Genomic DNA, 25,420 nt, shown 5'->3' with positions numbered 1-25,420 from the left:
CCTGATCATGGCGCGCACCGACATCCGTGCCACGGTGCCGGGTGATGGCGGCCTCGACGCGGCCGTCGACCGGGCGAAGAAGCTCGTCGACGCCGGCGCCGACGCGATCTTCCCCGAGGCGATGGCGACGCTGGCCGAGTTCGAGGCGATCCGCGCGGCCGTCGACGTGCCGCTGCTGGCGAACATGACCGAGTTCGGCAAGAGCGAACTGTTCACGGTCGACCAGCTCGGCGGGATCGGCGTCAACATGGTGATCTTCCCGGTGTCGCTGTTGCGCCTGGCGATGGGCGCCGCCGACCGTGGACTCGCAGCCATCCAGGCGGAAGGGTCGCTGACCTCCCTCCTGCCGGAGATGCAGCACCGCACGGAGCTCTACGAGCTGCTCGACTACGAGGCGTACAACAAGTTCGACTCAGGCATTTTCAACTTCAGCGTGAACGAGAAGGGAACGATATGAGCGAGAAGGATGTGAAGGTCTTCAAGGGCCTCGCCGGCGTGCCGGTGGATGTCACCGCGATTTCGAAGGTGAACTCGGAGACGAATTCCCTGCTGTACCGGGGCTACCCGGTGCAGGAACTGGCCGCCCTGTGCAGCTTCGAGGAGGTCGCGTACCTGCTCTGGCACGGCGAGCTGCCGGACGAAACACAGCTGGCCGAGTTCGAGCAGCTGGAACGGTCGCTGCGCCGGCTCGACCCCGTCGTGCACCGCGTCATCGACGAGCTGCCGATGAGCGCGCATCCGATGGATGTGCTGCGCACCGCGGTCAGCGTGATCGGCGCCCGCGACCCCGAGGTCGCCGACGCGTCGCCGGAGGCCAACCTGGCCAAGTCGATCCGGCTGTTCTCGCAGTTGCCGGCGATCATCGCGTACGACCAGCGTCGCCGCCACGGCCAGGGCCCGGTCGAACCCAGGGACGACCTCGGCTACTCGGCGAACTTCCTGCACATGACCTTTGGCGAGGTGCCGGAACTGGCCGTCGTCGACGCGTTCGACGTCTCGATGATCCTCTACGCCGAGCACTCGTTCAACGCGTCGACCTTCACCGCGCGGGTGATCACCTCCACGCTCGCGGACCTGCACTCCGCGGTGACCGGAGCGATCGGCGCGCTCAAGGGCGCGCTGCACGGCGGCGCGAACGAAGCCGTGATGCACACCTTCGACGAGATCGGCGCGGGCGAAGGCGCCGGCGACCGCGCGGTTGCCTGGCTGGACCGCGCCCTCGTGGACAAGCGCAAGATCATGGGCTTCGGGCACCGGGTCTACAAGAACGGCGACTCACGGGTGCCGACCATGCACGCGGCGCTGCTGACCCTGGTCGAACACTACGAGCGGCCCGACCTGCTCGAACTGTACGCGGCGCTGGAAGCGGCGATGACCGAGCAGAAGGCGATCCTGCCCAACCTCGACTACCCGTCCGGACCGGCCTATCACCTGATGGGCTTCGACACCCTCACCTTCACCCCGTTGTTCGTGGCGGCCAGGGTGATCGGCTGGACGGCGCACATCATCGAGCAGACCGGTTCCAACGCCCTCATCCGCCCGCTGTCGGTGTACGACGGCGTGGAGGAACGCCACATCGTCTGAGGACCTTCGCCGGACGCTTCGCGGCATACCATTGACCAATGGCCCATGACGCAGTACGACAGACGACCGGCAGCATCCACGGCACCGAGGTGAACGCATGAGCGTGCACCTGGTCGGCGGCGGCTGGGCTTCCGAGCACTATCCCGCGGTCTACGGACCGTTCGTCGGTGAGGCGACGGCGCGAGCGACCGCGGCCGGACGGGTCGAACCGCGCATCGCGATCATCTCCGTGCGGTCCGGCGACGGCGACGAGCACGCCGCGAACCTCACGGCAGCGCTGGCCGCGGCCGCGCCCTTCGAGCCCGTGCTCACCACGCTCGAGCTGGACGGCCGGGCGGCCCTGACCGCGGTCGGGGACGTCGACGGCATCGTCATCGGCGGCGGGCTCACCCCCGCCTATCTCGCCGCGGTCGCGCCGATCGCCGGAGAGATCCGCCGCCAGGTGTCGGCCGGCATCCCCTACCTCGGCTACTCGGCCGGCGCGATGATCGCCGCCGAGCGCGCCCTGACCGGCGGCTGGCGGATCGGCGGCGTCGAGGTCGCGCCACAGGACGGATCCGAGGACCTCGACGAGGTCACGGTCGACAACGGCATCGGCTTGCTGGATGTCACCGTCGAGGTGCACGCCGCGCAGTGGGGCACGCTGTCCCGACTGATCGCCGCGGTCGAGGCCGGACTGGTCGACGGAGGCCTCGCCATCGACGAGAACACCGCCCTGGTGGTCGGCGAGGGCGCGCTGGGCGTGGTCGGCGCCGGCAGCGTCTGGCGGGTCAGCCAGGCGCCCGACGGGGTTCTCGTCAGCACCTTCGGCGCCTAGGACCCCGTGCCGACGCCCCCGGGGGCCCGCTTCGGCGACGGCCGGATCGACCCCGGCTGGGCCGAGGCGCTTGCGCCGGTCGCTCACGAGATGGGCGCGATGGACGACTTCCTCCGGGCCGAGACGGCGGCCGGACGCCCCTGGCTGCCCGCAGGCGACAAGATCTACCGCGCCTTCGGCCATCCCTTCGACGATGTGAAGGTGCTCATCGTCGGCCAGGACCCGTACCAGACCCCCGGATTCCCGATCGGGCTGTCCTTCGCCGTCGACCCCCACGTGCGTCCCCTGCCGCGAAGCCTCCAGAACATCTACCGCGAACTCCACGACGACCTCGGGCTGACCCCGCCGCCGCACGGCGACCTCACCCCCTGGGCGGCGCGTGGCGTCATGCTGCTGAACCGGGTGCTCACCGTGCAGGAGGGGGTCGCCGGGTCGCACCGGCGGCGCGGCTGGGAGGCCGTGACCGAGCACGCCATCCGCACCCTCGTCGCGCGCCGCCGCCCGCTGGTGGCCATCCTCTGGGGCAGGGATGCCGCGAGCCTCCGGCCCCTGCTGGGCGACACGCCCGTGATCGAGTCTGCCCACCCGAGCCCGCTGTCAGCGAGGCGGGGATTCTTCGGATCCCGCCCGTTCAGCCGGGCAAACGAACTCCTGACGGCCCAGGGAGCCGCGCCCGTCGACTGGTCGCTCGGCTAATCTGGAAGTTGAAGAAACGAGGGGAGTCACCGGTGCTTGAAGAGGAATACCAGCCCAGGCGACGGCTGCCGATGCACCTTCGCCCGGTGCCGCCGCCCGAGGCGCCGTTCGAGTACTCGCTGCGCGACGCAACGGCCGCCGACCTCCCGTACATCCGTGAGATCTACAACTACTACGTCGCGAACAGCACCGTCACGTTCGACGAGGACGCGATGACCCTGGCCGAGTGGCGGGACAAGTGCGCCTACCTGGAACGGCTCGGCATGCCGTTCATCGTGGCCGAGTCCCCGGCCGGGCAGCTCCTCGGCTACGCGCTGGTCAGCCCCTGGAAGCAGAAGAAGGCGTATCGGTTCACCGTGGAGAACTCGATTTACCTGGGCGCGGCATCCACAGGCAAGGGCCTGGGCCGGGTTCTGCTCGCCGAACTCATCGCGCGGTCGAAGGCCGCGGGGCTCAAGGAGATCATCGCCGTGATCGCGGACCAGGGTGCCGACGCGTCGATCAAGCTGCACCACGACTTCGGCTTCGAGGAAATCGGTCGGATGGGCAAGGTCGGCTTCAAATTCGAGCGCTGGCTGGGCACCGTGCTCATGCAGAAGAGCCTGAAGTAGGCGGTCGCCCCGAGCAGGTAGCGCAGTGTCCGTTAGGCGGTGCGGCGGCGCGCGGTCAGGCGCCCGGTCGCTTTCACCACGGCGCCGCGCGGCAAGGCCCTCGAGAGCCAGGCCAGCGCGGCATTCCGCGCGCCGCTGACCCTGTGCGGCGGGGGAGTGCCGCGGTCGAGGTCGGCGAACACGGTGCGCATCACCTGGTCGACGCTCTGCGGGCGTCGCCGGGCCGCGACGCCGGCCACCCGGGAGAACTCCGTGGCAACCGGGCCGGGGCAGAGCGCCGTCACCTTGAGGCCGGAGGCGTGTGTCTCGTACCAGAGCGCCTCGGTGAAGCTCAGCACGTACGCCTTGGTCGCTCCATAGACGGCCATGCGAGGCACCGGCTGGAACGCGGCGGTGCTCGCCAGGTTCACGAGGGCCGCGCCGTGCGGATGCTCGCCTGCGGTCTGGAGCAGGTCCGGCAGGAACGCCCGGGTCAGCTCGGTGAGCACCTGCACGTTGAGCGCCACCTGTTCGCGTTGCAGGCCGGCGTCGGACACGGCGAAGGGCCCGAAGGTAGCGAAGCCGGCGTTGTTGACGAGCGTGCCGACGGTGACGGAGCGGGTGCGCAGGTCCGTGACCAGCTCGGCGACGGCATCCGGCCCGGTCAGGTCCAGCGGGATGACGGTCGAGGCCGTGCCGTACTTCTCGGCCAGTTCGACGGCGAGGGCCTCAAGACGATCCTGGCGTCGGGCGACGAGCACGAGGTCTGCCCCGCGCTCGGCGAGCCGGTGCGCGAAGCCGATGCCGAGACCGCTCGAGGCTCCGGTGATGAGGGCGGTGGTTCCCATGGGGTTGAAGTATGAGCGTGCCATGCACTGAGGCTAGCCCCGCTCGGCCGGGCTGGGCGAGCCCCGCGTAAGGTCGAAGCATGACGGATGCCCCACTTGACGTTCCTGCCCGGCACACGGTTCTGCGGTCCTTCGCCGGCCACCTCGCGGCCGACCCCGACGCGGCCTTCGGGCACCTCGTGGCCACTCTGTCCGGCGGCGATGAGGCCGCCGGCCACGTCAGGGCCGACCCCGCGCGTCGCCTCGTCGTCGTGGAGGGCGACTGGTGGTATCGCGGCGAGTACCGGGTGCTGCCGGAGGAGTCCGGGGCCCTCGTGCAGTACGAGATCATCAACATCGCGCAGGTCGCCCGCTGGGCGGCCCGCTGGACCGCGCGGCCGGTACTCGAGGCGGCGCCCGCGGCGTTCGGGCGGCTCCTGACCGCGATTCAGGCGGAGGTCGATGGCGCTCGGCCGGACGAGGCCTGACCGACCTGAGGCGACCTGACTAGGCTCGACCCATGCCACAACCGCACGAGCTGACCGCCCTCGACCAGTGGCAGGCGCTCCAGCGGGGGGAACTGCGCCCCACCGAACTCGCCGAGCACTACCTGGCGCGCATCGAGGCGCTCAATCCGTCGCTGGGGGCATTCGTGACGGTGACCGCGGATGCCGCCCTCGAGCGGGCGCGCCACGTCGAGGCGAACGTGCCGCGGACCGCGCCGCTCTGGGGGCTGCCGTTCGGGGACAAGGACCTGCAGCGGCGTGCCGGCGTGCCGGCGCGGTTCGGCTCGCGCCTGATGGCCGACTTCGTCCCCGAGGAGTCCGACGACCTCGTGCGGGCGCTCGACGCGGCCGGCGGAGTGAGCCTGGGCAAGACGAACACCCCGGAGTTCGGCCTCCCCTCGTACACCGAGAGCCTCGCAGAGGCCCCCGCGCGCAATCCGTGGGACGTCGACCTCGGCGCCGGCGGGTCCAGCGGCGGGGCCGCGGTGGCGGTCGCGGCGCGGATGCTGCCGTTCGCGCCGGGCTCCGACGGAGGCGGGTCCATTCGTATTCCCGCAGCGGCATGTGGCCTCGTCGGCCTGAAGCCGTCCCGAGGGCGGGTGCCCGCAGCATCCGGGATCGATTCTCTCGGCGGGCTCGCGGTGGCCGGGCCGATCGCCCGCACGGTGGCGGATGCCGCGCTTCTGCTCGACGCCATGATCACTCCGAGCGGCAGCCGTCCGGAGCACCACTTCGCGCTCCGCGCCCCCGGCGAAGACGGCCCCCTGCTCGCGGCCGCCGTGCGCGGGGAGGGGCGGTTCCAGCTCGGCGTCATGACGACGTCGGCCTGGGACGACGACTACGAGATCCGCCTGGCTCCCGAGGCGCTGGCCGCGCTGGCGGTGGCCGTCGACGGGCTTTCCGCACTCGGCCACGGCCTCGAGCAGACCGCGCTTTCGCCCGACGCAAGCTACGTGCCCGCCTTCCGCACGATCTGGCAGGCGGGAGCGGCGACCATCCCGGCCGATGGCCCGGAGCAGGAGGAGCAGCTCGAACCGCTGACCCGCTGGCTGCTCCGGCGCGGCCGCGCACTCGGCGCGCGCGACCTGGCCGAGGCGCTGGCGGCGCTGAGCGCCTTCGAGCGTTCGTTCATCGCCCGGCTGTCGCGCTTCGACGCCGTGCTCACCCCGGCGCTGGCGCTCACGCCGCGCCCGCTCGGCTGGTACGACCGGGCCGACGGGGAGCGCAACTTTGCGCAGCAGGTGCAGTACACGCCGTTCACCTCGATGGTCAACGTCGCGGGGCTCCCGGCCATCGTCCTGCCGGTCATGCAGACCGCGGGCGGTCTGCCGATGGGGGTGCAGTTGATCGGGCGCCCGGGCGGCGAAGCGACCCTGCTGGCCCTCGGCGCCCAGCTGGAACGCCGCCTGCGTTGGCAGGACCGGGTGCCGCCCGGGATCTGACCCCCGCCCCCCCCCGTCAAAATTCTCGTGAGGGGTCGTATATCGACCTTCCTTCGCCCCGGGAAGGTCGATATGCGACCCCTCAGGGGGTTCGAAGCCGAGCCGGTGGTGCCAGATACCCCTGGGGGTATACTGGAAGGTGCAGGGCGCGACTTGGGAGGACGACGAACGATGGACCTCCGTCTGCCTGTTGCAGCGTCCACCCCCACCCCGATCCGAAAGGACCACCCATGAATGAGCTCACCCCCCAGCAGGTGCTGGACCGCCTGAACGACGCCCAGGTCATCGACGTGCGGGAAACCGAGGAAGTGGCCGACGGCGTGATCGTCGGCGCCCGGCACATCCCGCTCGCCCAGGTGCCCGGCAGTACCGGTCTGCTCGACAAAACCCGCCCCGTCATTGCGGTGTGCCGCAGCGGTCGGCGCAGCGCCGCAGCCGCCGAGCAACTGGCCGCCGCAGGTTTTACCGCGTACACGATGTCCGGGGGCATGCTTGACTGGAAGGCTTCGGGACTGGCCACGACGGCGCCCCCGGCCCCCCATTGATCTCCCCACGGAAAGACATCGTGACGACACCGACAGGCACGACCGCGGACACCGCATCCGTCGATGCCGCCACGCTGCGAGGCTGGGTCGAACGTCAGGACGACCTGTTGCTGATCGATGTGCGCGCTGCCGGCGAGTTCGAGACTTCGCACATCCGAGGCTCTTACCACGTTCCGCTGCCCCTGCTCAAGGAACACACGCCCGAGTTCGCCGCCAGGATGGACACGCACGTGGTGCTGATCTGCCAGTCGGGGGTTCGGGCCGAGCAGGCCAGGCAGCGCCTCGGCACGGTCGGGCTGGACGGGGCGATGGTCCTCAGCGGCGGCGTCCCCGCCTACGCGGCGGTCGGTGGTGACATCGTGCGCGGCCGAAGCTCGTGGGCGCTGGAGCGCCAGGTGCGCATGGCCGCGGGGTCGCTCGTGCTCGCCGGCATGCTCGCCGGGCGATTCATCTCCCCGAACCTGCGCGTGATCGCCGGAACCATCGGCGCCGGACTTACCTACTCGGCTGCCACCAACAGTTGTGCGATGGGCCGCGCCTTGTCCTGGATGCCGTGGAACCGCTCCGTCACCGAGCCGACTGCACGCGAGGCCCTCGACCAGCTCACCGACCGATGATCGTCCCGGCGCTGGTCCTCGGTCTCGTGGTCGGGGCGTTGCTCGGCCTGACCGGTGCCGGCGGATCCATCCTCGCGGTGCCCGCCCTGGTCTATGGGGTGGGGATGCCCCTGTCCGAGGCCATCCCGACCTCGCTGGTCGTGGTCGGCGCGGCGTCGGCCGTTGCGGTGATTCCGCGGCTGCAGGGCGGCGTGAACTGGCGCCTCGCGGCGGTCATCGGCGCACCGGGCATCGCCACCGCGTTCCTGGGGTCGCTGATCAGCGGCATGATCGAACCGCGCGTGCTGCTCGGGGTGTTCGCGGTGATCATGGTCGTCGCCGGCGTGCGGATGTTCTTCCCCACGAAATCGGTCGGCGGACCCTGCGCCCTTCCCGACGGCGGAACCGACTGGCGCCACTGCCTGCCCCGTGCCCTTGCCACGGGCGCCGTGGTGGGCTTCCTCACCGGGCTGCTCGGTGTCGGCGGCGGCTTCCTGATCGTGCCGGCCCTCACCCTGGTGCTCGGCCTGCCGATGGCGCTCACCGTGGGCACGTCCCTGGTCATCATCGTCATCAACTCCGCCGCCGGTTTCGCTGCGCACGTCGGAACCGTGGAGCTGGACTGGGCTGTCGTGGGCGTCTTCGCCGCCGCCGCCATGGCAGCATCCTTAGCCGCCGGGCGCCTCGCCCGCGGGCTTTCCGACGTCGTGCTCAAGCGTGGCTTCGCCGTGCTCGTACTCCTCGTCGCCGCCTATGTGGCGACCCGGGCGATCATCGGCTGAGGGTGCTTCTCCCCGCGAGTCAACCCGCCCTTCCTTATCTTGAATTAGTCAAGACAACTGCTACGCTGGGCGCATGACGGCAACGGATGCGACGGCGACGCACACGCTCGCCGACGGCATCCGCTCGGCCGGCCTCAAGGTCACCGCGCAGCGCCTGGCCGTGCTGTACGCGCTCGCCGACTCGCCGCACGCCAGCGCGGAGCGGGTGTTCGCAGCCGTGCACGCCGGGCTGCCCGGCACCTCGCTGCAGGCCGTCTACGGCGTGCTGGCCGCATTCACCTCCGCCGGGCTCGTTCGCCGCATCGAGCCGGCCGGTTCCGCCGCGCTGTTCGAGCGCCGGGTCGGCGACAACCACCACCACCTCGTCTGCACCGGCTGCGACGCCGTACACGACGTGGACTGTGTCGTGGGGGAGGCGCCCTGCCTGACCCCCGCCGACGCGCGCGGTTTCGCCGTGGCATCCGCCGAGGTCACCTTCTGGGGCCTCTGCCCGTCCTGCCGAACCGAGCCCGCGACCCCCTGATTTCGTCCGTCGACCCAGCCCAATCGAACAGCAGCGAAGTACCGAACAGCAAGGAGCATCATGCCTATCGAACCCACCACCACCCAGACGGGTACCCCCGTCGCCAGCGACGCGCACTCGCTCACCGTCGGCGCCGACGGCGTCACAGCCCTGCACGACCGGTACCTGGTCGAGAAGCTGGCCCAGTTCAACCGGGAGCGCATCCCGGAGCGCATCGTGCACGCCAAGGGCGGCGGAGCACACGGCCAGTTCGTGGTCACCAACGACGTGTCGCAGTACACCCGCGCGGCGCTCTTCCAGCCCGGCGCGACGACCGAGACGCTTCAGCGCTTCTCCAGCGTCGCCGGCGAGCAGGGCAGTCCCGACACCTGGCGCGACGTGCGCGGCTTCTCGGTGAAGTTCTACACCTCCGAGGGCAACTACGACATCGTCGGCAACAACACCCCGGTGTTCTTCATCCGCGACGGCATCAAGTTCCCCGACTTCATCCACTCGCAGAAGCGGCTGCCGGGCTCGGGCCTGCGCGACGCGACCATGCAGTGGGACTTCTGGACCCTCTCCCCGGAGTCCGCGCACCAGGTCACCTACCTGATGGGCGACCGCGGCCTGCCGCGCTCCTGGCGCGAGATGCCCGGCTTCGGCTCGCACACCTACCAGTGGATCAACGCCGCCGGTGAGCGTTTCTGGGTCAAGTACCATTTCGCCTCCAACCAGGGCCACGTCGAGATGGAGGGCTCGGAGGCCGAGCTCATCGCCGGCGCCGACGCCGACTACTACCGCCGCGACCTCTACGAGGCGATCAAGGCCGGCAACTTCCCGTCGTGGGACGTATCGGTGCAGGTCATGCCCTACGAGGACGCGAAGACCTACCGCTTCAACCCGTTCGACCTGACCAAGGTCTGGCCGCACGCGGACTACCCGCTGATCAAGGTCGGCACGCACACCCTCAACCGCAACCCGGAGAACTTCTTCGCCGAGATCGAGCAGGCCGCGTTCTCGCCGGCCAACACGGTTCCCGGCATCGACATCAGCCCGGACAAGATGCTGATGGCCCGCGTGTTCTCCTACCCGGATGCGCAGCGCTACCGCGTCGGCACGAACTACACCGAGATCCCGGTGAACGCGCCGAAGGCCGCCGTGCACAACTACTCGCAGGACGGCGCGGCCCGCCACGGGTTCAAGCCGGCGGATGCCCCGGTCTACGCACCGAATTCCCTCGGGGGCCCGGTGGCGGATGCCGCGGCGGCCGGTGAGGGCAGCTGGGAGTCCGACGGCGCCCTGCTTCGCGCCGCGGCGACACTGCACTCGGAGGACAGCGACTTCGGCCAGGCCGGCACGCTGTACCGCGAGGTCTTCGACGACGCGGCCAGGGCTCGCTTCCTCGACACCATCACGGGTGCCATCAGCGGCGTGCAGCGCCCCGAGGTCACCGAGCGTGCGATCGCGTACTGGACCGCCGTCGACGCGACGCTCGGAGCATCCCTCCGCGCGAACCTCGCCGCCTGGGCCGAGGCCGACCTGCTCGTCTAACCCACCCCTCCCCTCCGCCCCATCCCCATCCGCCGAACTGTGAGTTTGGCACCTTCCCGGGCCCGGTGAAGGTGCCGAACTCACAGTTCGGCGAGGGAGGCGAGGGTGCTACTCGGCGACGGGAACGGGCTCGGCGACGGGAACGGGCTCGGCGACGGGCAAGGGCTCGGCGACCATGGCGGAGCTTCGCTCCCAGAGGCCGGCCGCCAGTTCCGGGTCGTAGGCCTGCGTGTTGGCGCCCGCGATCTTTCGTTTCTCGTAGTACGCGCCCGAGCGCCAGTCGCTTCCGGGTGTCGCCGTCGCCAGCCAGACGAGCGTGTCGGCGCCCTGCTCCGGGGTCAGCAGGAAGCGCTTGAGCGCGGTCTGGTAGATGAACCGCATGGGGCTCGTCGACGTGGCCGAGAAGCTCGTCGCGACGACGCCGGGGTGGAAGGCGGCAGCGGAGATCCCCTCGTCGTTGAAGCGACGGTGGAGTTCCTGGGTGAAGAGGATGTTGGCCAGCTTGGCGTCGCCGTAGGCCTTGTTCGCGGAGTACGTCTGCTCGGCGTCAAGGTCGTCGAGGTCGATCCTGCCGAAGAGGCTGTTGGCCGCGCTGGAGGTTTGGATCACGCTGGCCTTGCTGTCCGCGAGCCGGTCGACCAGCAGCATGGTCAGCAGGAAGGGGGCGAGGTGGTTGACCTGGAAGGTCTTCTCGTGCCCGTCCATCGTGGTCTCCCGCGCGCCCATGATCCCGCCCGCGTTGTTGGCGAGAACGTCGATCCGCGGGTAGCGGGCCAGCAGGTCCGTCGCGAGGGCGCGCACCTGGGACAGGTCGGCGAAGTCGGCGACGAAGAAATCCGCGCCGAGTTCCGCGGCGATGGCGGACGTTTTCTCGGCCGACCGACCCACGATGACGACGCGGTCTCCGTCCCGGCTCAGCTTCCTGGCCGCAGCGGCTCCGATGCCGTCGCTCGCGCCGGTGATGATGATGGTTCGTGCGGTCATAGTGCGCCCCTCATTGTGACTAATTGACATATCCGCCCTTCTGCAGTCCGGCCTGGATCTCGAATCTGTTCCGCAGCGGATTGCGTCCCGCCACCAGGTACAGCAGGGGGAAGACCATGCCGTACCGCTGCCACTGCCGCTTGTGCACGGCCTCGTGCTCGAGCACATCGGCGGAGACGTTTCGGTTGGTGAGATAGCAGCCGCCGACGCAGGATCCGCCGCGACCGAACGTCCAGGCGGGCATCCCGCGGAAGACGATGAGCCCGTTTCGCCGCTCCACCCGTCCGGTGCTCCACAGGGAACCCCAGAGTGCCCCGACGCAGGTCGCGTAGAGATAGCCGGCCCGGCTGATCGGGGAGTCGAACAGGATGCGACGCATCGCTCTAGCGTAGGTCGTCGCCCGGCCTCAGGACTCGCCCGGCCGGCCGTATTCCTCCAGCAGCCGAAGCCACACTTCGCTCAGGGTGGGGTAGCTCGGCACCGCGTGCCACAGGCGATGGATCGGAACCTCGCCCACGATGGCGATCGTGGCCGCGTGCAGAAGTTCGGCGACGTCCTGCCCGACGAACGTCACGCCGAGCAGAACCTTCCGGTCGAGGTCGACGATCGCCCTGGCTCGACCGGTGTAGTCGTCGGCGAGCACGGTGGCCCCGCCCAGCCAGCTGAGGTCGTAGTCGAGCACCCGGATGCGATGGCCCGCGTCCTCCGCGGCCGCCTGGGTCAGCCCGACGGATGCGACCTCCGGGTCGGTGAAGGTGACCTGCGGAACAGCGGCGTGGTCCGCCGTCGCGACGTGGGCACCCCAGGGTGCGTCGTCGACGGGCGCGCCCGCGGCTCGCGCGACGATGACGTCCCCGGCTGCCCGCGCCTGGTACTTGCCCTGGTGGGTGAGCAGCGCGCGGTGGTTGACATCGCCGGTCGCGTACAGCCACCGGCCGGCCAGCGCGGGGGAGCTGCCCTGCACGAGCATGGTGTCGTCCACGGCGAGCCAGTCGCCGGGCGTCAGGCCGACGGTGTCCAGCCCCAGATCCGTCGTTCGGGGAACGCGCCCGGTGGCGACGAGGACCTCCGCCGCCGTGACCGTCCCTCCGCCGTCAAGCGTCAGCTCGACCTCGCCCGACGCGGTGCGCTCGGCGCGGGCCGCCGTCGCCCCCAGAAGCACGGTCACGCCGGCTGCACGCAGGCCCTCGGCGACCAGCTCGCCGGCGAACGGCTCCTGCCCGCGCAGGAGAGTGCTGCGGGCGATCACGGTCACGGTCGCCCCGAGCGCGGCATAGGCGGTCGCCATCTCCACGGCGACGACACCGCCGCCGAGGATGGCGAGGCTCTCCGGGATCTCTGGCGCGGACGTGGCGTCACGGCTGGTCCAGGGGGAGACGTCGGCCAGACCGGGGATCTCCGGCAGCAGCGCGGCCGATCCGGTGCCCACGGCCACGGCGTGCCGGGCGGTCAGCACCCTGGTCGTACCGTCGTCGGCGGTGACCGTGACCTCGCGCACCCCGGACAGGCGACCGTGCCCACGCACGAGACGGATGCCCGTGCTCTCCAGCCACTTCACCTGCGAGTCGTCGGACCAGTCGTGCACGATCGTGTCCCGGCGTCGCAGCGCCGCGCGGGCATCCGGGGTTCCGGTCACGGCCTCGGCGGCCCCGCCGACGCGTCGGGCGGCGCTGAGGGCGGTGCCGCTGCGGATGAGGGCCTTGGACGGCATGCAGGCCCAGTACGAGCACTCCCCGCCGACGAGCTCGCTCTCGATGATGACGGTGGAGAGGCCGGCCCGCGCTACCCGGTCGGCGACGTTCTCGGCGCTGGAGCCGCCGCCGATCAGGATCAGGTCGTAGGTGTCTGTCGGCATGGTGCCTTCCGGGTCAACGGCCGATGAAGTCGGCGGGCGTGCGGCTGAGGAACGCGGCCATGCCGATTCGGGCGTCCTGGGTCGCGGCCAGGCGCGCCAGGGTCGGCTGGAGCCCGGCCTCGGCCGCGGCATCCCCGTCGCGCACGGCGCTGCGCGCGCTCGCGAGGGTCGCCTGCACTGCCAGCGGGGCCTGGCCGGCGATGCGCTGGGCGAGCTGGAGGGCGCGGTCGAACTGCGTGCCGTCGGGCACGACCTCCTGCACGATGCCGATCCGGTGGGCCTCGGCCGCATCGAACATGTCGCCGGTGAGGATCCAGCGCATCGCGTTGCCCCAGCCTGCCGCCCGGGGGAAGCGGATCGTCGCGCCGCCGAAGGGCAGGATGCCCCGGGCCACTTCGATCTGGCCGAACATCGTCGATTCGGCGGCCACGGTCATGTCGCTGGCCAGCATCAGCTCGATGCCGAGGGTGAGGCAGGTGCCCTGCACGGCCATCACGACCGGCTTGGACAGCGAACTGCCGTCCACCTGCCACGGGTGGATGCCGCCCTCGGGAACGATGTCGATTCCGTCGGGGCCCAGCCGGGGACCGACGTCGGCGAGGTCGAGCCCCGCCGTGAAGTGTTCGCCGACCGCGTGCACGAGGCCGACCCGCAGCTCCGGGTCGCGCTCGAGCTCCCCGTAGGCGAGGGCGAGCTGCTGCAGCAGCGCGAAATCGGCGGCGTTGCGCTTCTCCGGACGGTTGAACCCGATCAGGAACACGTGCCCGCGCCGTTCGGTGATGATCCTCGGCTGGTCTGCCACGGATTGCTGGTCGCTCACGGAAGCCTCCTGTGTCCCCTCGGCGCCGGCGCGCCGGTCCCCATGCTACGGGGCCGGTGCGCTCAGCGGGTGAGGGCGCCGATGATCCGCAGGATGCTCGGCAGATCGTCGCCGGCGTCTTCCGGCGAGGCCGGCGCGAAGCCCGCGATCGTCGCCCCGGCGAGGCCGAAATCGGCCCGCAGCGCGGTGATCAGCCCGGTCAGGGTCTCCACGGCCAGCCCGAACGGGTACAGGTCGCCCAGCCCGGTGATGGCGGACGGGTCGAGCACGTCGAGGTCGATGTGCAGGTAGACCTGGCCCGCGCCCGTCGCGCGCACGGCGGCCACCAGCGCGTCGGGGGAGCCGAGGTCCTCCACCGGAACGGTGACGATTCCGCGTTCCGCGATCAGGTCGGCCTCGGCCGGGTCGATGTCGCGGGCGCCGGCGATGATCACGCGCTCCAGTGGAACGCGGCTGTCCTCGGCCAGGGCCAGGCCGTCGGTGCCCTCGCCGGCGATCGCCCGCACCACCATGCCGTTGAACGCGCCAGAGGGCGACGTTTCCGGCGTGTGCAGGGCCGCGTGCGCGTCGAGCCAGACGACGGCGAGGTCGTTCGGGTGCCGCCGGGCGGCATGCGCCACGGCGGAGAGGGACACCCCGCAGTCGCCGCCGATCGTGAGTGCCCAGTCGGTGACGGACCGGAGGGTGAGGTACATCCGTTCGCGCACCATCAGGAGCGTCGAGAAGCGATGGATGCCCGTGTCCTGGGCGTCTCCGGCCTCGGCAGGTACGTCCACCGTCCGCGTGGCCGACTCGGGCAGGTCGCCGCGAATGGCCTCAGCCCCGTCGGCGAGGCGCATCGCGCGCGAGGAAATGGAACCCTGCCACTGGGGCACGACAACGAAGGTGGGAGACATGCCCTCAGTATGCCCCTCGGCCCCGCACCCCCTCAACGCGAAACCGCAGTTGTGCGCGCTAAAACTCCGTTTTGGCGCGCACAACTGCGGTTTCGCGGAACGAACTACATGTCGCGGTAGCGAGTCGCGGTGCTCACGGCCTCGCGCAGCTCGAACTCGTTCATCCGCGGGCCGTAGCCGGGGGTGTCCCGCTGGATGCGCCAGCCCTCGGACAGCGGACCGAGGTCGAGGCCGTCGAAGCCGAAATCGTCCAGCAGCGCCGCGACGGCATCCCGGGCGGATGCGTCATCGCCGGCCAGGACCAGCGCCCGCCGGTCCTCCGAGCCGGCCGGCCGGCCGTGCGTGGTCAGATCCGCGGCATAGATGTGGTTGAACGCCTTGACGACCCGGGCGTCGGGCAGGCGCGCCTGCAGTAGCTCGGCCGTGGTCGTGCGTTCGTCATCGAGTTCGGCAATGTTGCCGTCGCGCTGCGGGTAGTAGTTGTTGGTGTCGATCACGATCTTGCCGGCGAGCTGCTCGGCCGGGACGGTGTCGATGGCGTGTAGCGGAATGGTGACGACGACGAGATCCCCGGCGGCGGCGGCTTCGGCCGGCAACGCCGCCCGGGCGCGTGGACCAAGCTCGGCAACGAGATCGTGCAGGGTTTCCGGGCCGCGCGAATTGCTCACGACCACGTCGTATCCGTTGGCCACGCCAAGGCGCGCGAGCTGGCTGCCGATGTTTCCGGCGCCGATGATTCCTAAAGTTGTCATACCCCGGCCAACGCCGCCCCCCGCCAGTATGTTCCCGCCACCCCCACGCGAAACCGCAGTTGTGCGCGCTAAAGCGGAGTTATAGCGCGCACAACTGCGGTTTCGCGGGCTACTGCTCGATCGAGGTGGTGCGGCCGGCCTTGAGTTCGGCGAGCCGGGCGTCGACCTCGGTGAGCTCGCCGAGGTCGTCCAGGCTCTCGAACTGGGCGTCGAGGCTCGAGGCGGCCAGTTCGCCGGCACCCCGCACGCGCGCCTCCTCCCGGCGGATCTTGTCTTCGAAGCGGCTGACCTCGCTTGTCGGGTCCATGATGTCGATGCTCTTGATGGCATCCATGACCTGCGTCTGCGCCTGGGCGGTCTTCGACCGGGCGATCAGCTCGTCACGCTTGGCGGACAGCTGGCCGAGCTTCTCCTTCATCGCGTTGAGTCCGGTCTTGAGCTGCTCGACAACGGCCGTCTGGGACGCGATCTGCGGCTCGGCCCCCTTGGCTTCCTTCTCCGACTGCAGCTGCCGGCCGAGCGCGACCTTGGCGAGGTTGTCGAACCGGTCGCCGTCGGCCGTCTGGCCGGCGGCGCGCAGTTCGTCTGCCTTGCGGCTGGCGGCGAGAGCCTTGACACCCCACGATCCGGCCGCGGCGACGTCCTCACGGTGGTCGTCCTCCAGTAGGCGCAGGTTGCCGATCGTCTCGGCGATGGCGCTTTCTGCGTCGGCGATGCTGTTGGTGTAGTCGCGCACCATCTGGTCGAGCATCATCTGCGGGTCTTCCGCGGAGTCGAGGAGCGCGTTGATGTTCGCCTTCGCCAGCTGGGCGATGCGTCCAAAGATGGACTGTTTCGTCATGTGGGTGTCCTTTCAGGAGTGATGCGATTATGGGCCAAATCGGGTGGACGTGCTAGAACCTGCCGCCGCCGCCCCGCCTGGAGCGGGTTCCGCTGCCGCCGAAACCTCCGGGGATACCGAAGCCGCCTCCGCCGCCCCGCCGGCCGCCGCCGCTGCCGAAGCCACCGAAGCCGCCTCCGCCGCCGCCTCCCCCGCCGCTCAGGATAGAGCCGATCAGGATGCCGCCGAGCACGGCGCCGAGGCTGCCATCGCCGCCGCCGCGGGCGCTTCGCCCGCCGCCGAACATGTCGCCCATGCCGCCGGTGCCGGAGAAGCCGTCGACGTCGTTCCTGGCCATGGAGATGGCCTCCGCGGCGAGCGCGTTGGCGCGCTGGGCCGCGGCGAGGGAACCGGCCGGGTCCGCGGCCCGGGACGATTCCGCGTGCACCAGGAGGCGCCCGGCCTCGGCGAGCCGGGTGCGCGCCTCCGCACCTACCGCGCCGCGGCGGGCGGTGATGAAGTCCTCCGCGGCGGACACCTGGCTGCGCGCCGCCAACAGGGTCTGGGTGAGCGCGGCCTCGGCGCGTTGCGCCTGGGCCTGGGCGTCGCGCACACCCGCCAGCACGGCGTCCATCCGCTCGTTGGCCGTTTCCAACCGTTGAACCAGCTCGATCGGGTTGATCTTTCCCGCGGCGAGGTGTGCCTTCACTTCGGCCACCGTCTGCTCGGTGCCCGCGATGACCCCGGGGAGTTCGGCCGCCGCGCCGGTGCCGGCCGGCAGGGCCCGGGCCTGGATGATGTCGGTCTCGAGCTCGCGGAGTTCGCCGGTCACGCTCTGCGCGGCGGACGCCAGGTCCGCGCCGAGGCGATCGACGGCGTCGAGCAGGAGACGCGCCTGGTCGACCGATTCCTCGGCGGCCCGGATCCCGACCGCGGCCGCGCTCGGCTCGCCGGCGGCCAGCCGGGCGTTCGCCTCGGTGAGCGCGTTTTCGGCGAACGTGACCCGCTCATCCGCCTGGCGGGGATTGTCGGCCACCGTCGCGAGGGCGGCCTCGGAGTACCGCTCGAACAGGGACGCGAGGGATGCCTCCGCCTCGTTGATCCGGGCGTCGACGCCGGCGATCTGCTTTTCGAGTGATGCCGCGGCATCCGGCGCCCTCTGCTCCAGCTTCCGCAGCTCGTCGAAGTCGGCGGCCTGGTCGTCGAGCGCCGCGTTGGCCTTGTCGCACAGGGCGATGATTTCGCCGTACCAGGCCCGCCGTTGTTCCTCGGTGTCGGGTTCGGCGTCGTCGAGTCGCTGTTGCAGGGTGAAACCCTGGCTGAGCTGCGCCTTGGCGGTGGCGAGCGCACTCTGGAACGCGCCGGTCGCCTCGACGCCGTATTGCGCGATTGCGAATCCGAGCTCCTGCTCGCTGGTCTTGATCGCGTCGTCCGTTTGCACCAGTTCGCTCGCGGCCCGCTGCTTGAGCTGCGCGGTGGTCAGGGCCGGCGGGGCTCCGGAGGCGCGACCGGCGCCACCGGCGGGGACGGCGCGCTGCCGGCGGGCGAGCACGACCACGAGCACGATCCCGCCGACCACGATCAGGATGACGAGCGCGACCCACACGCCCGTATATCGGCCGCCGCCCGGATTCGCCTCGCCGGGAGTGACGACGGGCGCCGGCACGGGGGCGCCGGTGATGCTGGCGCCGATGCCCTCGGCGGCCCCGATGGCGGCCCCCGCCCAGTCATTCTCGCGGAAGGCCGGTTCGATGGCCACGGTCTCGAGGTCGGTCAGCTCTGCGTCGGTGAGCGCGAAGTCGGCCGCGACCGACAGCTGGTATTGACGGTCGGCCGTGGCGACGGCGAGGAGGACATCTCTGCTGCCGAGGCCGTTCTTGTCGGCCGTCTCGTCGGCCCAGGCCTCGCGGTCCGCGGCGCCCGTGAAGCTGTCGACGTAGACGACGAACAGGTCGGTTTGGGTGTCTTCGTAGAGCTGGTCGAGGGCGGCCTGCACGTCGCCTTCGCGATCGCCGAGGGCGTCGACCCGGTCGACGATGTGACTGGCGCCGAAGGTGACCGGGTCTTCGGCGTGCGCAACGGCGGGGGCCGAGAGCACGAGCGCAGACAGGAGCAGTCCGGATACGATCGTCCACCCTGCCCGCATGTGCCCACCTCCGCGCCGTCCCTCGCTCACCATATGCCCGCGCCGCGGGTGAGTCTAGGGACCCGGCGAGAACCGGCGCCGGTAGCATCCGTTGCATGACTCTCGCGCTGCACCACATTGTTGTCGACTGCGAGGATGCCGGCCGCCTCGCCGCGTTCTGGTCCGAGGTCCTCGGGCGTGCGGTGCGTGAGGGGGCGGATGCCGCGTCCGCGTTCATCCCCGAGGGCGGGCCGGGGGAGGCCGGCTGGCTGTTCTTCCGGGTGCCGGAGAAGAAGGTCGCCAAGAACCGCATGCACGTCGACTTCGTCGCGGGCGATCGAGAGGCGGAGGTCCTCCGGCTGGTCGGCCTGGGCGCGACCCTGGTCGACGACCACGACGAGTGGAACACCCGGTGGAGCGTGTTGCAGGATCCCGACGGAAACGAGTTCTGCGTCGTGCAGGGCCGCTGACGGGCCGGCGGCCCCGCACGACGCCCCTGCAGGCGGGCCGGAACTGTTGCGGCCTGTTACGGGCGCGCTCGCGGCATCCGCCAGTCTTCCCCACACTGGTAGTAACGACGGATGACCGGGAGCGGGGCGAGCATGAACACACAGGCCGACCTGCCCCGACTGGCCGTCGTCGAGGTGACCGGATCCCGGCCCGACCAGCGCGAGTACCACGCCAAGGTTCAGACGCTGATCTCCCGCGTGACCGGCGAGGGCGAGCAGGGCGGCTGGCAGGTCACGCGCACCGCTGCAGCGGATGTCTCGGTCGCGGAACTGCTCGCCGCCACCATCGATGCCGACGCCATAGTGATCGTCGGCGGCGAGGACATCGCCCCCCGGTTCTACGGCGGGCGCACCGGCTACGAGGGTGAAACCCGCCACTACGAGATCGCCGACGCCGGCCAGATCGCGCTCGTGCAGCGCGCCGTGGCCCAGGGCACCCCGCTGCTCGGCATCTGCCGGGGCCTGCAGATCATCAACGTCGCCCTCGGCGGATCGATCGTGCAGCACATCGAAGACGACGGCGTCCACCGGACTGACGGCGTGCCGGTCGACGAGATCCTCACGGAGCACGGGGTAACCCTCGTCGCCGGCAGCGGCCTGGCCGGCAGCTTCGGCCGGGCCGAGATCTCGGTGCAGAGCGCGCACCACCAGAGCGTCGGCCGGCTCGGCGACGGGCTCGTGGCCGCGGCACTGGCCCCGGACGGGCTCGTCGAGGCGCTCGAACACGCAAGCAGGCCGATCACCGGGGTGCAGTGGCACCCGGAGGCTCCCGACTCTCCCGCGGACCAACTCGGCGTGCTCCTCGCACTGCTCGGCGGCCAGCTGGCATCCGCCCGCTTCGCCGGCGAACTCATCGCCGCGTAATCCGCGCCCCGCGCGCCCCCTGACGCCGGCAGCGACGCGCTCGCCGCCCGAGCGGATGCCTCCTTCGACATCCGCGGCTACGGCCTCTGGGCTCTCGAGCACCGCGGTTCGGGCGCCTTCCTGGGCTTCACGGGCCTGGCTCCGATGCCAGGCGGCGTCCCCGGCGGCGTCGAGGTCGGCTGGCGTCTCGCGCGCGAAGCCTGGGGACAGGGTTATGCCACCGAAGCGGCGAAGGCGGCCCTGGCCGTCGCCTTCGACGAGCTGCGGCTTGACGAGGTGAACTCGATCACGGCGGTGCTGAACGCGCCGTCCCGGGCCGTCATGGTGCGACTCGGCATGACCCTGTCCGACGAGTTCGAGCTTCCGAGGATCGCCGCGGGCTCACCGCTCCGCCCGCACCTGCGTTACCTGCTCGCCCGACCCGAACACTGACCAGCCTGCGGCCCTTCACTTCCCGGGCACGGGAGAGCACAATCACCCCCTGACTACCGACGAGCCAGTCATCCCGCGCGATCCGCCAGAGACCACCCTGTCTGCGGGTGGCAAGGCGCTCGCCGGATGGGTGCTGACGCCGCTCGTTGGTGCGGGCATCGCAGCCGGATCGTCTGCCTGGCAGGGGGCATGCTCCTCTCGATACTTCCTGGCCGGCAGCGTCACCGACAGCGCCCAGATCCAGGCAGCGAACGTTGCGGGCGACAGCGCGTGTGCCAATCTGCTGGCGATGGGCGACAACATGGTGGTGGTCGGATTTCTCGCTCCGTTCGTACTCGCTTTCGCCGTTGTGATCGTGGTGCGACTGCTCGACCGGAAGTCCGACATCGATTTGGAGATGTGATGCCCCTGCCTCGCGAGATCGGTCCTGGACAGGCGCACGGTCATTCGTACCCTTGGGCTGCGCCCGCAGACTGACGTCCGGCCCGCCCGGCTAGGCTTTGATGCAACCCAACGCGCCGGAAAGGGATGCCCCTTGACCCACGACAATCCCCTTCACGTCGACCTGCTCACGCAGTGCTGGTGCTGCCAGGCGCTGCAGCCGTTCAAGTTCACCTCGGCCACCGATCAGGTCGTCTGCTCGTTCTGCGTGCGGCACCTCGGGGCCGACCGGGCGGAAAAGCGCGACAGGGACCACCTCAGGATGTGGGTGGAGATCCTGGTCGACGAACGCGAATCGAACCGAAACACCGTTGAAAAGCTGACCGCGACCCTCGCCGAGCGGGACGCGGCGCTCGCCGGGCTCACCACCCGGGTCGACGAGCTCACGAACGTGGTCGCCGGCGAGTTTGATCGGGCGCCGACCGCGCAGGTGCGAAGCCTCCTGGAGAACGAGGTCGTGAAGCGCGCGGACAAGCGAGCCGCGCTGGAGCAGCGTCGCAACGACCGGTTGATGGCCGCGATCTGGCGGGTGGACCGCCTGCACCGGGAAGGCGAGCGCGACCCGCACACCTGTGTCTGCGGCACCTCGCTGGCCCGTTGTGCCGAGTGGCAGGCGGTTGAGCCGGTGCGCCAGGCCCTGCGCGACTGGGAGGCGAAGAACCTTCAGCTCCTGCGGGACGGCCAGCGTCATGCCCTGCCCGATGACCACCCGGATGTCGTGCGGGCCGCTCCTTCCCGTCGGTAGAGCCTGACCGCAGGAGGAACCCCTCGGCCGTGCCGGCACGCGATGCGAGACGGGCCTTCCCAGGGACGGTGGCTTCAACGCACGGGAACTCAGGCCGCGCGCACGTCGACCTCGCCGGGCCTGGCGACATCGGTGCCGAACACGAGGCGCCGGTTGGCGATCTTGTCGGTGAAGAACCGGTCGTGGCTGACCACCACGACCGCCCCGGGGAAGTGCAGCAGCGCCCGTTCCATCACCTGGGTGCTGGACATGTCCAGGTGGTTGGTGGGCTCGTCCAGCAGCAGAACAGAGGCGCCGGACAGCAGGCACTGCGCCATCGCCACGCGCGCTCGCTGCCCGCCCGACAGGTTTCCGATCTTCTGTTTGAGGTCGGCCTCGGAGAACTGGAACATCGCGAGGAACCGGTTCACCGATTTGCGGGTCGCGGTGAAGGCGAGGCTGCCCGGCATCGCGTTGACGGCATGGCTGACAGTGTCGTCGTCGTCGAGCTCCGCGAGCACCTGGTTGTACGAGACCACGACTGTGCCGTGGGCCCAGGTGACCTCGCCGAAGTCGGCCGGCTCCTCCCCGGTCAGCACCCGGAGCAGGGTGGTCTTGCCGCTTCCGTTGGAGCCGAGCACGACAATCCGGTTGCCGCGCCGGATCTCGAAGGTCAGGTCGGTGAACAGCTCCTTGTCGCCGTAGGCCTTGCTGAGGCCTTCGACCCGGCACAGGGAATCCTTGACGTGCAGCCGGCCGTAGATCTCGGTGATGATCTGGTCGACGGGCCGAGGCGCGCGTGCCTTCTTGATCTTCGCGAGCTGGCTGCCGAGGTTCTTGCTGGCCGCCTTCGCGGCCTCGCGGCGGTCGGAGATCCCCTCTGCCTCGAACGCCAGCAGCTCTGATTCGTGCACGAACTGCTGCTCGAGCGTCTTGAGCCGGAACTGCTTCTGCACGACGTATTCGCCGAAGTTGCCGGGGTACTCGTGCAGGTGGAAGTTCTCGACCTCGATGATCCGGGTGACGACGGCGTCCAGGAACCGCCGGTCGTGCGAGACGATGATCGCCGCGCCGCGGAAGGTGCGGAACCAGGCTTCGAGCCATTCGACTCCGGCCACGTCCAGGTAGTTGGTGGGCTCGTCCAGCAGCAGCACATCCGGGCCCTCGAGCAGGATCTTCGCCAGTGCGGCGCGGTTGCGCCAGCCGCCGGAGAGCTCGTCGATCGCGCAGACGCGGTGGGCTTCGTTGAACCCGAGCGTGGTGAGCGCGGTGTCGATCCGTCGCTTGTAGTCCCAGCCATCGAGACGGTCCATCTGCTCGAAAAGCTCGGCCTGGCGGTGGATGAGCCGGTCGAGTTCCGCGTCAGAGGGGGTCCTGGCGATGGCAGCGTCAATCGACGCCAATTCGGCTTCGACGGCCTTGATCTCCACGAACAGGCCGTCGAGGACCTCGCTGATGGTCGCCTGGCCGTCCAGCTCGGAGAACTGCGAGAAATAGCCGACCCTGATGCCCGGCTCCAGGGCGACGGTGCCGGTATCCGGTGTCACCTGGCCGAGGATCAGCTTGAGGATCGAGGTCTTCCCCGATCCGTTCTTCCCGATCAGGCCCACCCTGTCGCCTGGTTCGAGGCGGAAGAACGCCTCTCGCAGAACCTGCGCGGTTTCGAAACGAACACTGACGTCTTGCAGCCGGATCAGGCTCACTACTGTCCTCTCAAGGGGTGGTTCCTACGGTTCCACCCTACGGTTCCACCCTGCGGTTCCACCCTGCGGTTCCCCAGCCCTGAGTCTACAAAGTCCGTTGACAATCGGCTGCGGCGGCACTGGGCAGGCACCAGACAGGCAGTCGCCGCGCCCTAGAATCGGCGCATGTCCCGCCTCGTCGTTGTGCTTCCGCTGCAACCACTCCGGGCCGGGGACAGCTTCGCGGTGGCAGACTGGCCGCTGCACATCACCGTGCTGGCCCCCTTCCTCACGGATGCCGCGCCCGCCGACATCGCCGCGGCCATCGCCTCGGCGGTATCCGGCCAGCATACCCTCACTGCCGTGGCGGGTGGCGACGAGCTGTTCGGGCGACGCAAGGATGTCCCGGTGACCCTCGTCGCGGGCGATGAGGCCCTCGCGCGCCTGCGCCGCAGCCTGGTCGATGCCGTTCGGCCGTTCGCCGCGACCCCGGACGAGCCGGCCTTCACCGGCCCAGACTTCCGGGCCCACGTCACCGTCAAGGGCGATGCCCGTGTGCATGAGGGGGACGAGCTCTCCCTCTCGCAGATCGCCCTGGTCGACATGGCGCCCCGCACGGGGCCGAGTGGGCGAACCGTGCTCGCCACGATCTGCCTGCCCACCCCGAAAATGACGCACGTTCGAGATGGCGATCCAACGCAGAACGGCTCACACCCGCCGGTGTGAGCCGTTCCCCGTGCTCGTGGTTTCTACTGTCCTTCCGGTTCTCCCTCCGGCGGATCCGATTCGTCCGCCGGATCGTCGACGTGACGCGTACCATCCGGGTTGAGCACGATCTCGCGTGGCCTGGCCCCGCGCATCCGTTCCTCGTCCCAGTCGGCGGCGTTCGCCGGGTCAGGCGTCACGTGTTCGTGGGCCACTCCTGGTGTGTCGGGGGAGTGTTCCCGATCCGGCTTAGGCCGCTGCGGCGACATACGTGCTCTGGATGACGGATCCCCAGTACGGCCCGAACATCGTGTTCTTGACGCCGCTGTAGCCGAAGCTGTTAACCGAGTTCTGGTAGCCGGATGTGCCGCTGCCGATGAACCACGGGCCGCCCGACGATCCGCCGGTCATGTTGCAGGGGATGCCCTGCGACTGCGTCTGGCCGTAGGGGTCGTTGGTTGCGGTGCCGTAGCAGGACTGCAGGGTCGCTCCGTTGAATGGTGCTGCCGCCGGGTAGCCGTACGCCGAGTAGGTGAGGCCGCGGCTGTTGTTGAACGAAGCACCGGATGCGCCGACCGTGTCGCTCAGGCTCGTGCCGGTGGGTGAGGCGACGATCGCGAAGCCGGTGTCGTAGTTGATGTCGCCGCCGGACGCCCACTGGGTGGGGGCGTACAGCTCCGTCGCCTCCCACTGGCCGTAGGGCGCTGCCCCGTTGTTGTAGGCGGGGACGAAGGTGAAGCGTGACGCGAATGCGCCAGGGCCCTCATTGAGGCAGTGCCCCGCGGTGACGACGGTGTTCTTGTTGGTCGAGGAAATCGCATTGCCGGAGCAGACGTAGTTGGCGCCGCCGAGGGTGAAGAACACCTTCCCGATGTGGCTGACCGGCGCCAGTGCCGGGACCGGCTTGGCCTTGAGCGTGGGCGACTGCTTCTGGACCGACTTCGCGGGCCCCACGGCCACCGGGGCCGAGGATGTCGATGCGGCGGAGGCGACGTTGTCGGCGACCAGGGTGTCGCCAGGCTTTGCGGCCTTCATGCGCGCCGCGGTCCAGTAGTCGCCGCCCTGCTGGGTCTGCGGAACGACCCAGCGTTCGACGTCTGACGATTCCGCCGCGGGGGCCGCGCTGGCCCCGCTGGCCGTCGCGAGCCCGCCCGTGGCGAGCATGGCCCCGACCGCCAATACTGCAAAGGCACGGGACCTGAATGTGGTTCTCTTCATTTTCGTCACTCCAGTTATCGATGGAACCCGCCGGGCCGGAATCGCCGACGGTCTGGGGCTGAGCTTGGCGCGTGGACAGGGCTGTCTACCCGCTTTTGTGGTTCCCGACGAATATGTTGTGGGAACCGAAACAGATCGGCTTTGGGCATCGATTA

General features: G+C 70.1%; 29 protein-coding genes and 1 pseudogene. 18 read left to right on the top strand and 12 right to left on the bottom strand.

The window, feature by feature from the left end:
- The 5 genes from E3T33_RS13000 to E3T33_RS12980 form a co-directional block, all read left to right on the top strand.
- On the top strand, positions 1-457 hold a 457-nt coding region (locus E3T33_RS13000), incomplete at its 5' end, for an isocitrate lyase/phosphoenolpyruvate mutase family protein (protein WP_174843290.1).
- Positions 454-1,584 (top strand): bifunctional 2-methylcitrate synthase/citrate synthase, encoded by a 1,131-nt coding sequence (locus tag E3T33_RS12995; RefSeq protein ID WP_092324909.1) that lies wholly within the window; start codon positions 454-456, stop codon positions 1,582-1,584. The genes E3T33_RS13000 and E3T33_RS12995, both read left to right, overlap by 4 nt.
- A 97-nt stretch (positions 1,585-1,681) precedes the next feature.
- Positions 1,682-2,401, top strand: a complete 720-nt coding sequence (locus tag E3T33_RS12990) for a Type 1 glutamine amidotransferase-like domain-containing protein (protein ID WP_092324907.1) — start codon at positions 1,682-1,684, stop codon at positions 2,399-2,401.
- A 6-nt stretch (positions 2,402-2,407) separates the two neighbouring features.
- The gene (locus tag E3T33_RS12985; protein ID WP_241977260.1) at positions 2,408-3,097 is read left to right on the top strand and encodes a uracil-DNA glycosylase; all 690 of its coding nucleotides are present in this window, start codon (positions 2,408-2,410) and stop codon (positions 3,095-3,097) included.
- Between the two features lie 32 nt (positions 3,098-3,129).
- The gene (locus E3T33_RS12980; protein ID WP_174775346.1) at positions 3,130-3,708 is read left to right on the top strand and encodes a GNAT family N-acetyltransferase; all 579 of its coding nucleotides are present in this window, start codon (positions 3,130-3,132) and stop codon (positions 3,706-3,708) included.
- 32 nt (positions 3,709-3,740) lie between these two features.
- On the opposite strand, the gene E3T33_RS12975 is transcribed toward E3T33_RS12980, so the two are convergent.
- A complete protein-coding gene (locus E3T33_RS12975; protein WP_241982944.1) occupies positions 3,741-4,559 on the bottom strand; it encodes an SDR family oxidoreductase in 819 nt (272 codons plus the stop codon).
- Between the two features lie 56 nt (positions 4,560-4,615).
- Between E3T33_RS12975 and E3T33_RS12970 the strand changes: the two genes are divergently transcribed.
- From E3T33_RS12970 to E3T33_RS12940, 7 genes are all read left to right on the top strand, one after another.
- A complete protein-coding gene (locus E3T33_RS12970) occupies positions 4,616-5,002 on the top strand; it encodes a hypothetical protein (RefSeq protein ID WP_092324901.1) in 387 nt (128 codons plus the stop codon).
- A 32-nt stretch (positions 5,003-5,034) separates the two neighbouring features.
- Positions 5,035-6,462 (top strand): amidase, encoded by a 1,428-nt coding sequence (locus tag E3T33_RS12965; RefSeq protein WP_092324900.1) that lies wholly within the window; start codon positions 5,035-5,037, stop codon positions 6,460-6,462.
- Positions 6,463-6,692: 230 nt separating this feature from the next.
- The gene (locus tag E3T33_RS12960) at positions 6,693-7,007 is read left to right on the top strand and encodes a rhodanese-like domain-containing protein (RefSeq protein ID WP_134575479.1); all 315 of its coding nucleotides are present in this window, start codon (positions 6,693-6,695) and stop codon (positions 7,005-7,007) included.
- A gap of 20 nt (positions 7,008-7,027) precedes the next feature.
- Positions 7,028-7,624: a rhodanese-like domain-containing protein gene (locus E3T33_RS12955; RefSeq protein WP_092324896.1), complete on the top strand. Its 597-nt coding sequence runs from the start codon at positions 7,028-7,030 to the stop codon at positions 7,622-7,624.
- A complete protein-coding gene (locus E3T33_RS12950; RefSeq protein ID WP_092324894.1) occupies positions 7,621-8,385 on the top strand; it encodes a sulfite exporter TauE/SafE family protein in 765 nt (254 codons plus the stop codon). The genes E3T33_RS12955 and E3T33_RS12950 overlap by 4 nt, the downstream gene beginning before the upstream one ends.
- A 73-nt stretch (positions 8,386-8,458) precedes the next feature.
- Positions 8,459-8,908, top strand: a complete 450-nt coding sequence (locus E3T33_RS12945) for a Fur family transcriptional regulator (RefSeq protein WP_092324892.1) — start codon at positions 8,459-8,461, stop codon at positions 8,906-8,908.
- 60 nt (positions 8,909-8,968) lie between these two features.
- Entirely contained in the window at positions 8,969-10,438 is a 1,470-nt protein-coding gene (locus E3T33_RS12940; protein ID WP_092324890.1) for a catalase, read from the top strand.
- Between the two features lie 108 nt (positions 10,439-10,546).
- Here E3T33_RS12940 and E3T33_RS12935 read toward each other — a convergent pair whose 3' ends face one another.
- The 8 genes from E3T33_RS12935 to E3T33_RS12900 form a co-directional block, all read right to left on the bottom strand.
- Positions 10,547-11,422, bottom strand: coding sequence for an SDR family NAD(P)-dependent oxidoreductase (locus tag E3T33_RS12935; protein WP_092324888.1), 876 nt, complete (start codon positions 11,420-11,422; stop codon positions 10,547-10,549).
- A 19-nt stretch (positions 11,423-11,441) separates the two neighbouring features.
- Positions 11,442-11,801: a Fe-S oxidoreductase gene (locus E3T33_RS12930; protein ID WP_092324886.1), complete on the bottom strand. Its 360-nt coding sequence runs from the start codon at positions 11,799-11,801 to the stop codon at positions 11,442-11,444.
- A gap of 27 nt (positions 11,802-11,828) precedes the next feature.
- Positions 11,829-13,277 (bottom strand): NAD(P)/FAD-dependent oxidoreductase, encoded by a 1,449-nt coding sequence (locus E3T33_RS12925; protein ID WP_092324884.1) that lies wholly within the window; start codon positions 13,275-13,277, stop codon positions 11,829-11,831.
- Between the two features lie 13 nt (positions 13,278-13,290).
- The gene (locus tag E3T33_RS12920; protein ID WP_241977261.1) at positions 13,291-14,097 is read right to left on the bottom strand and encodes a crotonase/enoyl-CoA hydratase family protein; all 807 of its coding nucleotides are present in this window, start codon (positions 14,095-14,097) and stop codon (positions 13,291-13,293) included.
- 62 nt (positions 14,098-14,159) lie between these two features.
- A complete protein-coding gene (locus tag E3T33_RS12915; RefSeq protein ID WP_092324882.1) occupies positions 14,160-14,993 on the bottom strand; it encodes an arginase family protein in 834 nt (277 codons plus the stop codon).
- Positions 14,994-15,097: 104 nt separating this feature from the next.
- Positions 15,098-15,745 (bottom strand): NADPH-dependent F420 reductase, encoded by a 648-nt coding sequence (locus tag E3T33_RS12910; RefSeq protein WP_092324881.1) that lies wholly within the window; start codon positions 15,743-15,745, stop codon positions 15,098-15,100.
- 109 nt (positions 15,746-15,854) lie between these two features.
- Positions 15,855-16,586 carry a PspA/IM30 family protein gene (locus tag E3T33_RS12905; RefSeq protein ID WP_092324879.1) on the bottom strand — a complete coding sequence of 244 codons (732 nt, stop codon included), beginning with the start codon at positions 16,584-16,586 and terminating at the stop codon, positions 15,855-15,857.
- A 52-nt stretch (positions 16,587-16,638) separates the two neighbouring features.
- Positions 16,639-18,711: a TPM domain-containing protein gene (locus E3T33_RS12900; protein WP_092324877.1), complete on the bottom strand. Its 2,073-nt coding sequence runs from the start codon at positions 18,709-18,711 to the stop codon at positions 16,639-16,641.
- A 95-nt stretch (positions 18,712-18,806) separates the two neighbouring features.
- Between E3T33_RS12900 and E3T33_RS12895 the strand changes: the two genes are divergently transcribed.
- The 5 genes and pseudogenes from E3T33_RS12895 (at position 18,807) to E3T33_RS12875 (ending at position 21,681) form a co-directional block, all read left to right on the top strand.
- Positions 18,807-19,160, top strand: coding sequence for a VOC family protein (locus E3T33_RS12895; protein WP_092324875.1), 354 nt, complete (start codon positions 18,807-18,809; stop codon positions 19,158-19,160).
- Between the two features lie 111 nt (positions 19,161-19,271).
- A complete protein-coding gene (locus E3T33_RS12890; protein ID WP_092324874.1) occupies positions 19,272-20,063 on the top strand; it encodes a gamma-glutamyl-gamma-aminobutyrate hydrolase family protein in 792 nt (263 codons plus the stop codon).
- A gap of 54 nt (positions 20,064-20,117) precedes the next feature.
- A pseudogene (locus E3T33_RS12885) lies at positions 20,118-20,495 on the top strand (GNAT family N-acetyltransferase); the annotation flags it as partial.
- Positions 20,496-20,625: 130 nt separating this feature from the next.
- Complete coding sequence (locus E3T33_RS12880) at positions 20,626-20,898, top strand: hypothetical protein (RefSeq protein WP_092324870.1); 273 nt, start codon at positions 20,626-20,628, stop codon at positions 20,896-20,898.
- A gap of 132 nt (positions 20,899-21,030) precedes the next feature.
- On the top strand, positions 21,031-21,681 hold the full coding sequence (locus tag E3T33_RS12875) for a hypothetical protein (protein WP_092324868.1): 651 nt from the start codon (positions 21,031-21,033) through the stop codon (positions 21,679-21,681).
- A gap of 89 nt (positions 21,682-21,770) precedes the next feature.
- Here the strand turns inward: E3T33_RS12875 and E3T33_RS12870 are convergent, their stop codons facing one another.
- Complete coding sequence (locus E3T33_RS12870; RefSeq protein WP_092324866.1) at positions 21,771-23,363, bottom strand: ABC-F family ATP-binding cassette domain-containing protein; 1,593 nt, start codon at positions 23,361-23,363, stop codon at positions 21,771-21,773.
- A 165-nt stretch (positions 23,364-23,528) separates the two neighbouring features.
- Between E3T33_RS12870 and E3T33_RS12865 the strand changes: the two genes are divergently transcribed.
- The gene (locus tag E3T33_RS12865) at positions 23,529-24,068 is read left to right on the top strand and encodes a 2'-5' RNA ligase family protein (protein WP_134575477.1); all 540 of its coding nucleotides are present in this window, start codon (positions 23,529-23,531) and stop codon (positions 24,066-24,068) included.
- A gap of 23 nt (positions 24,069-24,091) precedes the next feature.
- On the opposite strand, the gene E3T33_RS15320 is transcribed toward E3T33_RS12865, so the two are convergent.
- Complete coding sequence (locus tag E3T33_RS15320; protein WP_166784494.1) at positions 24,092-24,262, bottom strand: hypothetical protein; 171 nt, start codon at positions 24,260-24,262, stop codon at positions 24,092-24,094.
- A 34-nt stretch (positions 24,263-24,296) separates the two neighbouring features.
- Positions 24,297-25,265: a hypothetical protein gene (locus E3T33_RS12860; RefSeq protein ID WP_134575475.1), complete on the bottom strand. Its 969-nt coding sequence runs from the start codon at positions 25,263-25,265 to the stop codon at positions 24,297-24,299.
- Positions 25,266-25,420 lie beyond the last annotated feature (155 nt).

The organism is Cryobacterium sp. TMT1-2-1 (genome assembly GCF_004403955.1).
Taxonomy (GTDB): domain Bacteria; phylum Actinomycetota; class Actinomycetes; order Actinomycetales; family Microbacteriaceae; genus Cryobacterium; species Cryobacterium psychrotolerans.
This window is presented reverse-complemented; position numbering and strand designations above follow the sequence as displayed.

Excerpts from the sequence above, each read along its gene's own strand:
- E3T33_RS12995 (WP_092324909.1), top strand. The coding sequence starts at position 454 with ATGAGCGAGAAGGATGTGAAGGTCTTCAAGGGCCTCGCCGGCGTGCCG.
- E3T33_RS12990 (WP_092324907.1), top strand. The coding sequence starts at position 1,682 with ATGAGCGTGCACCTGGTCGGCGGCGGCTGGGCTTCCGAGCACTATCCC.
- E3T33_RS12975 (WP_241982944.1), bottom strand. The coding sequence starts at position 4,559 with ATGGCACGCTCATACTTCAACCCCATGGGAACCACCGCCCTCATCACC.
- E3T33_RS12970 (WP_092324901.1), top strand. The coding sequence starts at position 4,616 with ATGACGGATGCCCCACTTGACGTTCCTGCCCGGCACACGGTTCTGCGG.
- E3T33_RS12965 (WP_092324900.1), top strand. The coding sequence starts at position 5,035 with ATGCCACAACCGCACGAGCTGACCGCCCTCGACCAGTGGCAGGCGCTC.
- E3T33_RS12960 (WP_134575479.1), top strand. The coding sequence starts at position 6,693 with ATGAATGAGCTCACCCCCCAGCAGGTGCTGGACCGCCTGAACGACGCC.
- E3T33_RS12950 (WP_092324894.1), top strand. The coding sequence starts at position 7,621 with ATGATCGTCCCGGCGCTGGTCCTCGGTCTCGTGGTCGGGGCGTTGCTC.
- E3T33_RS12945 (WP_092324892.1), top strand. The coding sequence starts at position 8,459 with ATGACGGCAACGGATGCGACGGCGACGCACACGCTCGCCGACGGCATC.
- E3T33_RS12940 (WP_092324890.1), top strand. The coding sequence starts at position 8,969 with ATGCCTATCGAACCCACCACCACCCAGACGGGTACCCCCGTCGCCAGC.
- E3T33_RS12935 (WP_092324888.1), bottom strand. The coding sequence starts at position 11,422 with ATGACCGCACGAACCATCATCATCACCGGCGCGAGCGACGGCATCGGA.
- E3T33_RS12930 (WP_092324886.1), bottom strand. The coding sequence starts at position 11,801 with ATGCGTCGCATCCTGTTCGACTCCCCGATCAGCCGGGCCGGCTATCTC.
- E3T33_RS12925 (WP_092324884.1), bottom strand. The coding sequence starts at position 13,277 with ATGCCGACAGACACCTACGACCTGATCCTGATCGGCGGCGGCTCCAGC.
- E3T33_RS12915 (WP_092324882.1), bottom strand. The coding sequence starts at position 14,993 with ATGTCTCCCACCTTCGTTGTCGTGCCCCAGTGGCAGGGTTCCATTTCC.
- E3T33_RS12910 (WP_092324881.1), bottom strand. The coding sequence starts at position 15,745 with ATGACAACTTTAGGAATCATCGGCGCCGGAAACATCGGCAGCCAGCTC.
- E3T33_RS12905 (WP_092324879.1), bottom strand. The coding sequence starts at position 16,586 with ATGACGAAACAGTCCATCTTTGGACGCATCGCCCAGCTGGCGAAGGCG.
- E3T33_RS12900 (WP_092324877.1), bottom strand. The coding sequence starts at position 18,711 with ATGCGGGCAGGGTGGACGATCGTATCCGGACTGCTCCTGTCTGCGCTC.
- E3T33_RS12895 (WP_092324875.1), top strand. The coding sequence starts at position 18,807 with ATGACTCTCGCGCTGCACCACATTGTTGTCGACTGCGAGGATGCCGGC.
- E3T33_RS12890 (WP_092324874.1), top strand. The coding sequence starts at position 19,272 with ATGACCGGGAGCGGGGCGAGCATGAACACACAGGCCGACCTGCCCCGA.
- E3T33_RS12865 (WP_134575477.1), top strand. The coding sequence starts at position 23,529 with ATGTCCCGCCTCGTCGTTGTGCTTCCGCTGCAACCACTCCGGGCCGGG.
- E3T33_RS12860 (WP_134575475.1), bottom strand. The coding sequence starts at position 25,265 with ATGAAGAGAACCACATTCAGGTCCCGTGCCTTTGCAGTATTGGCGGTC.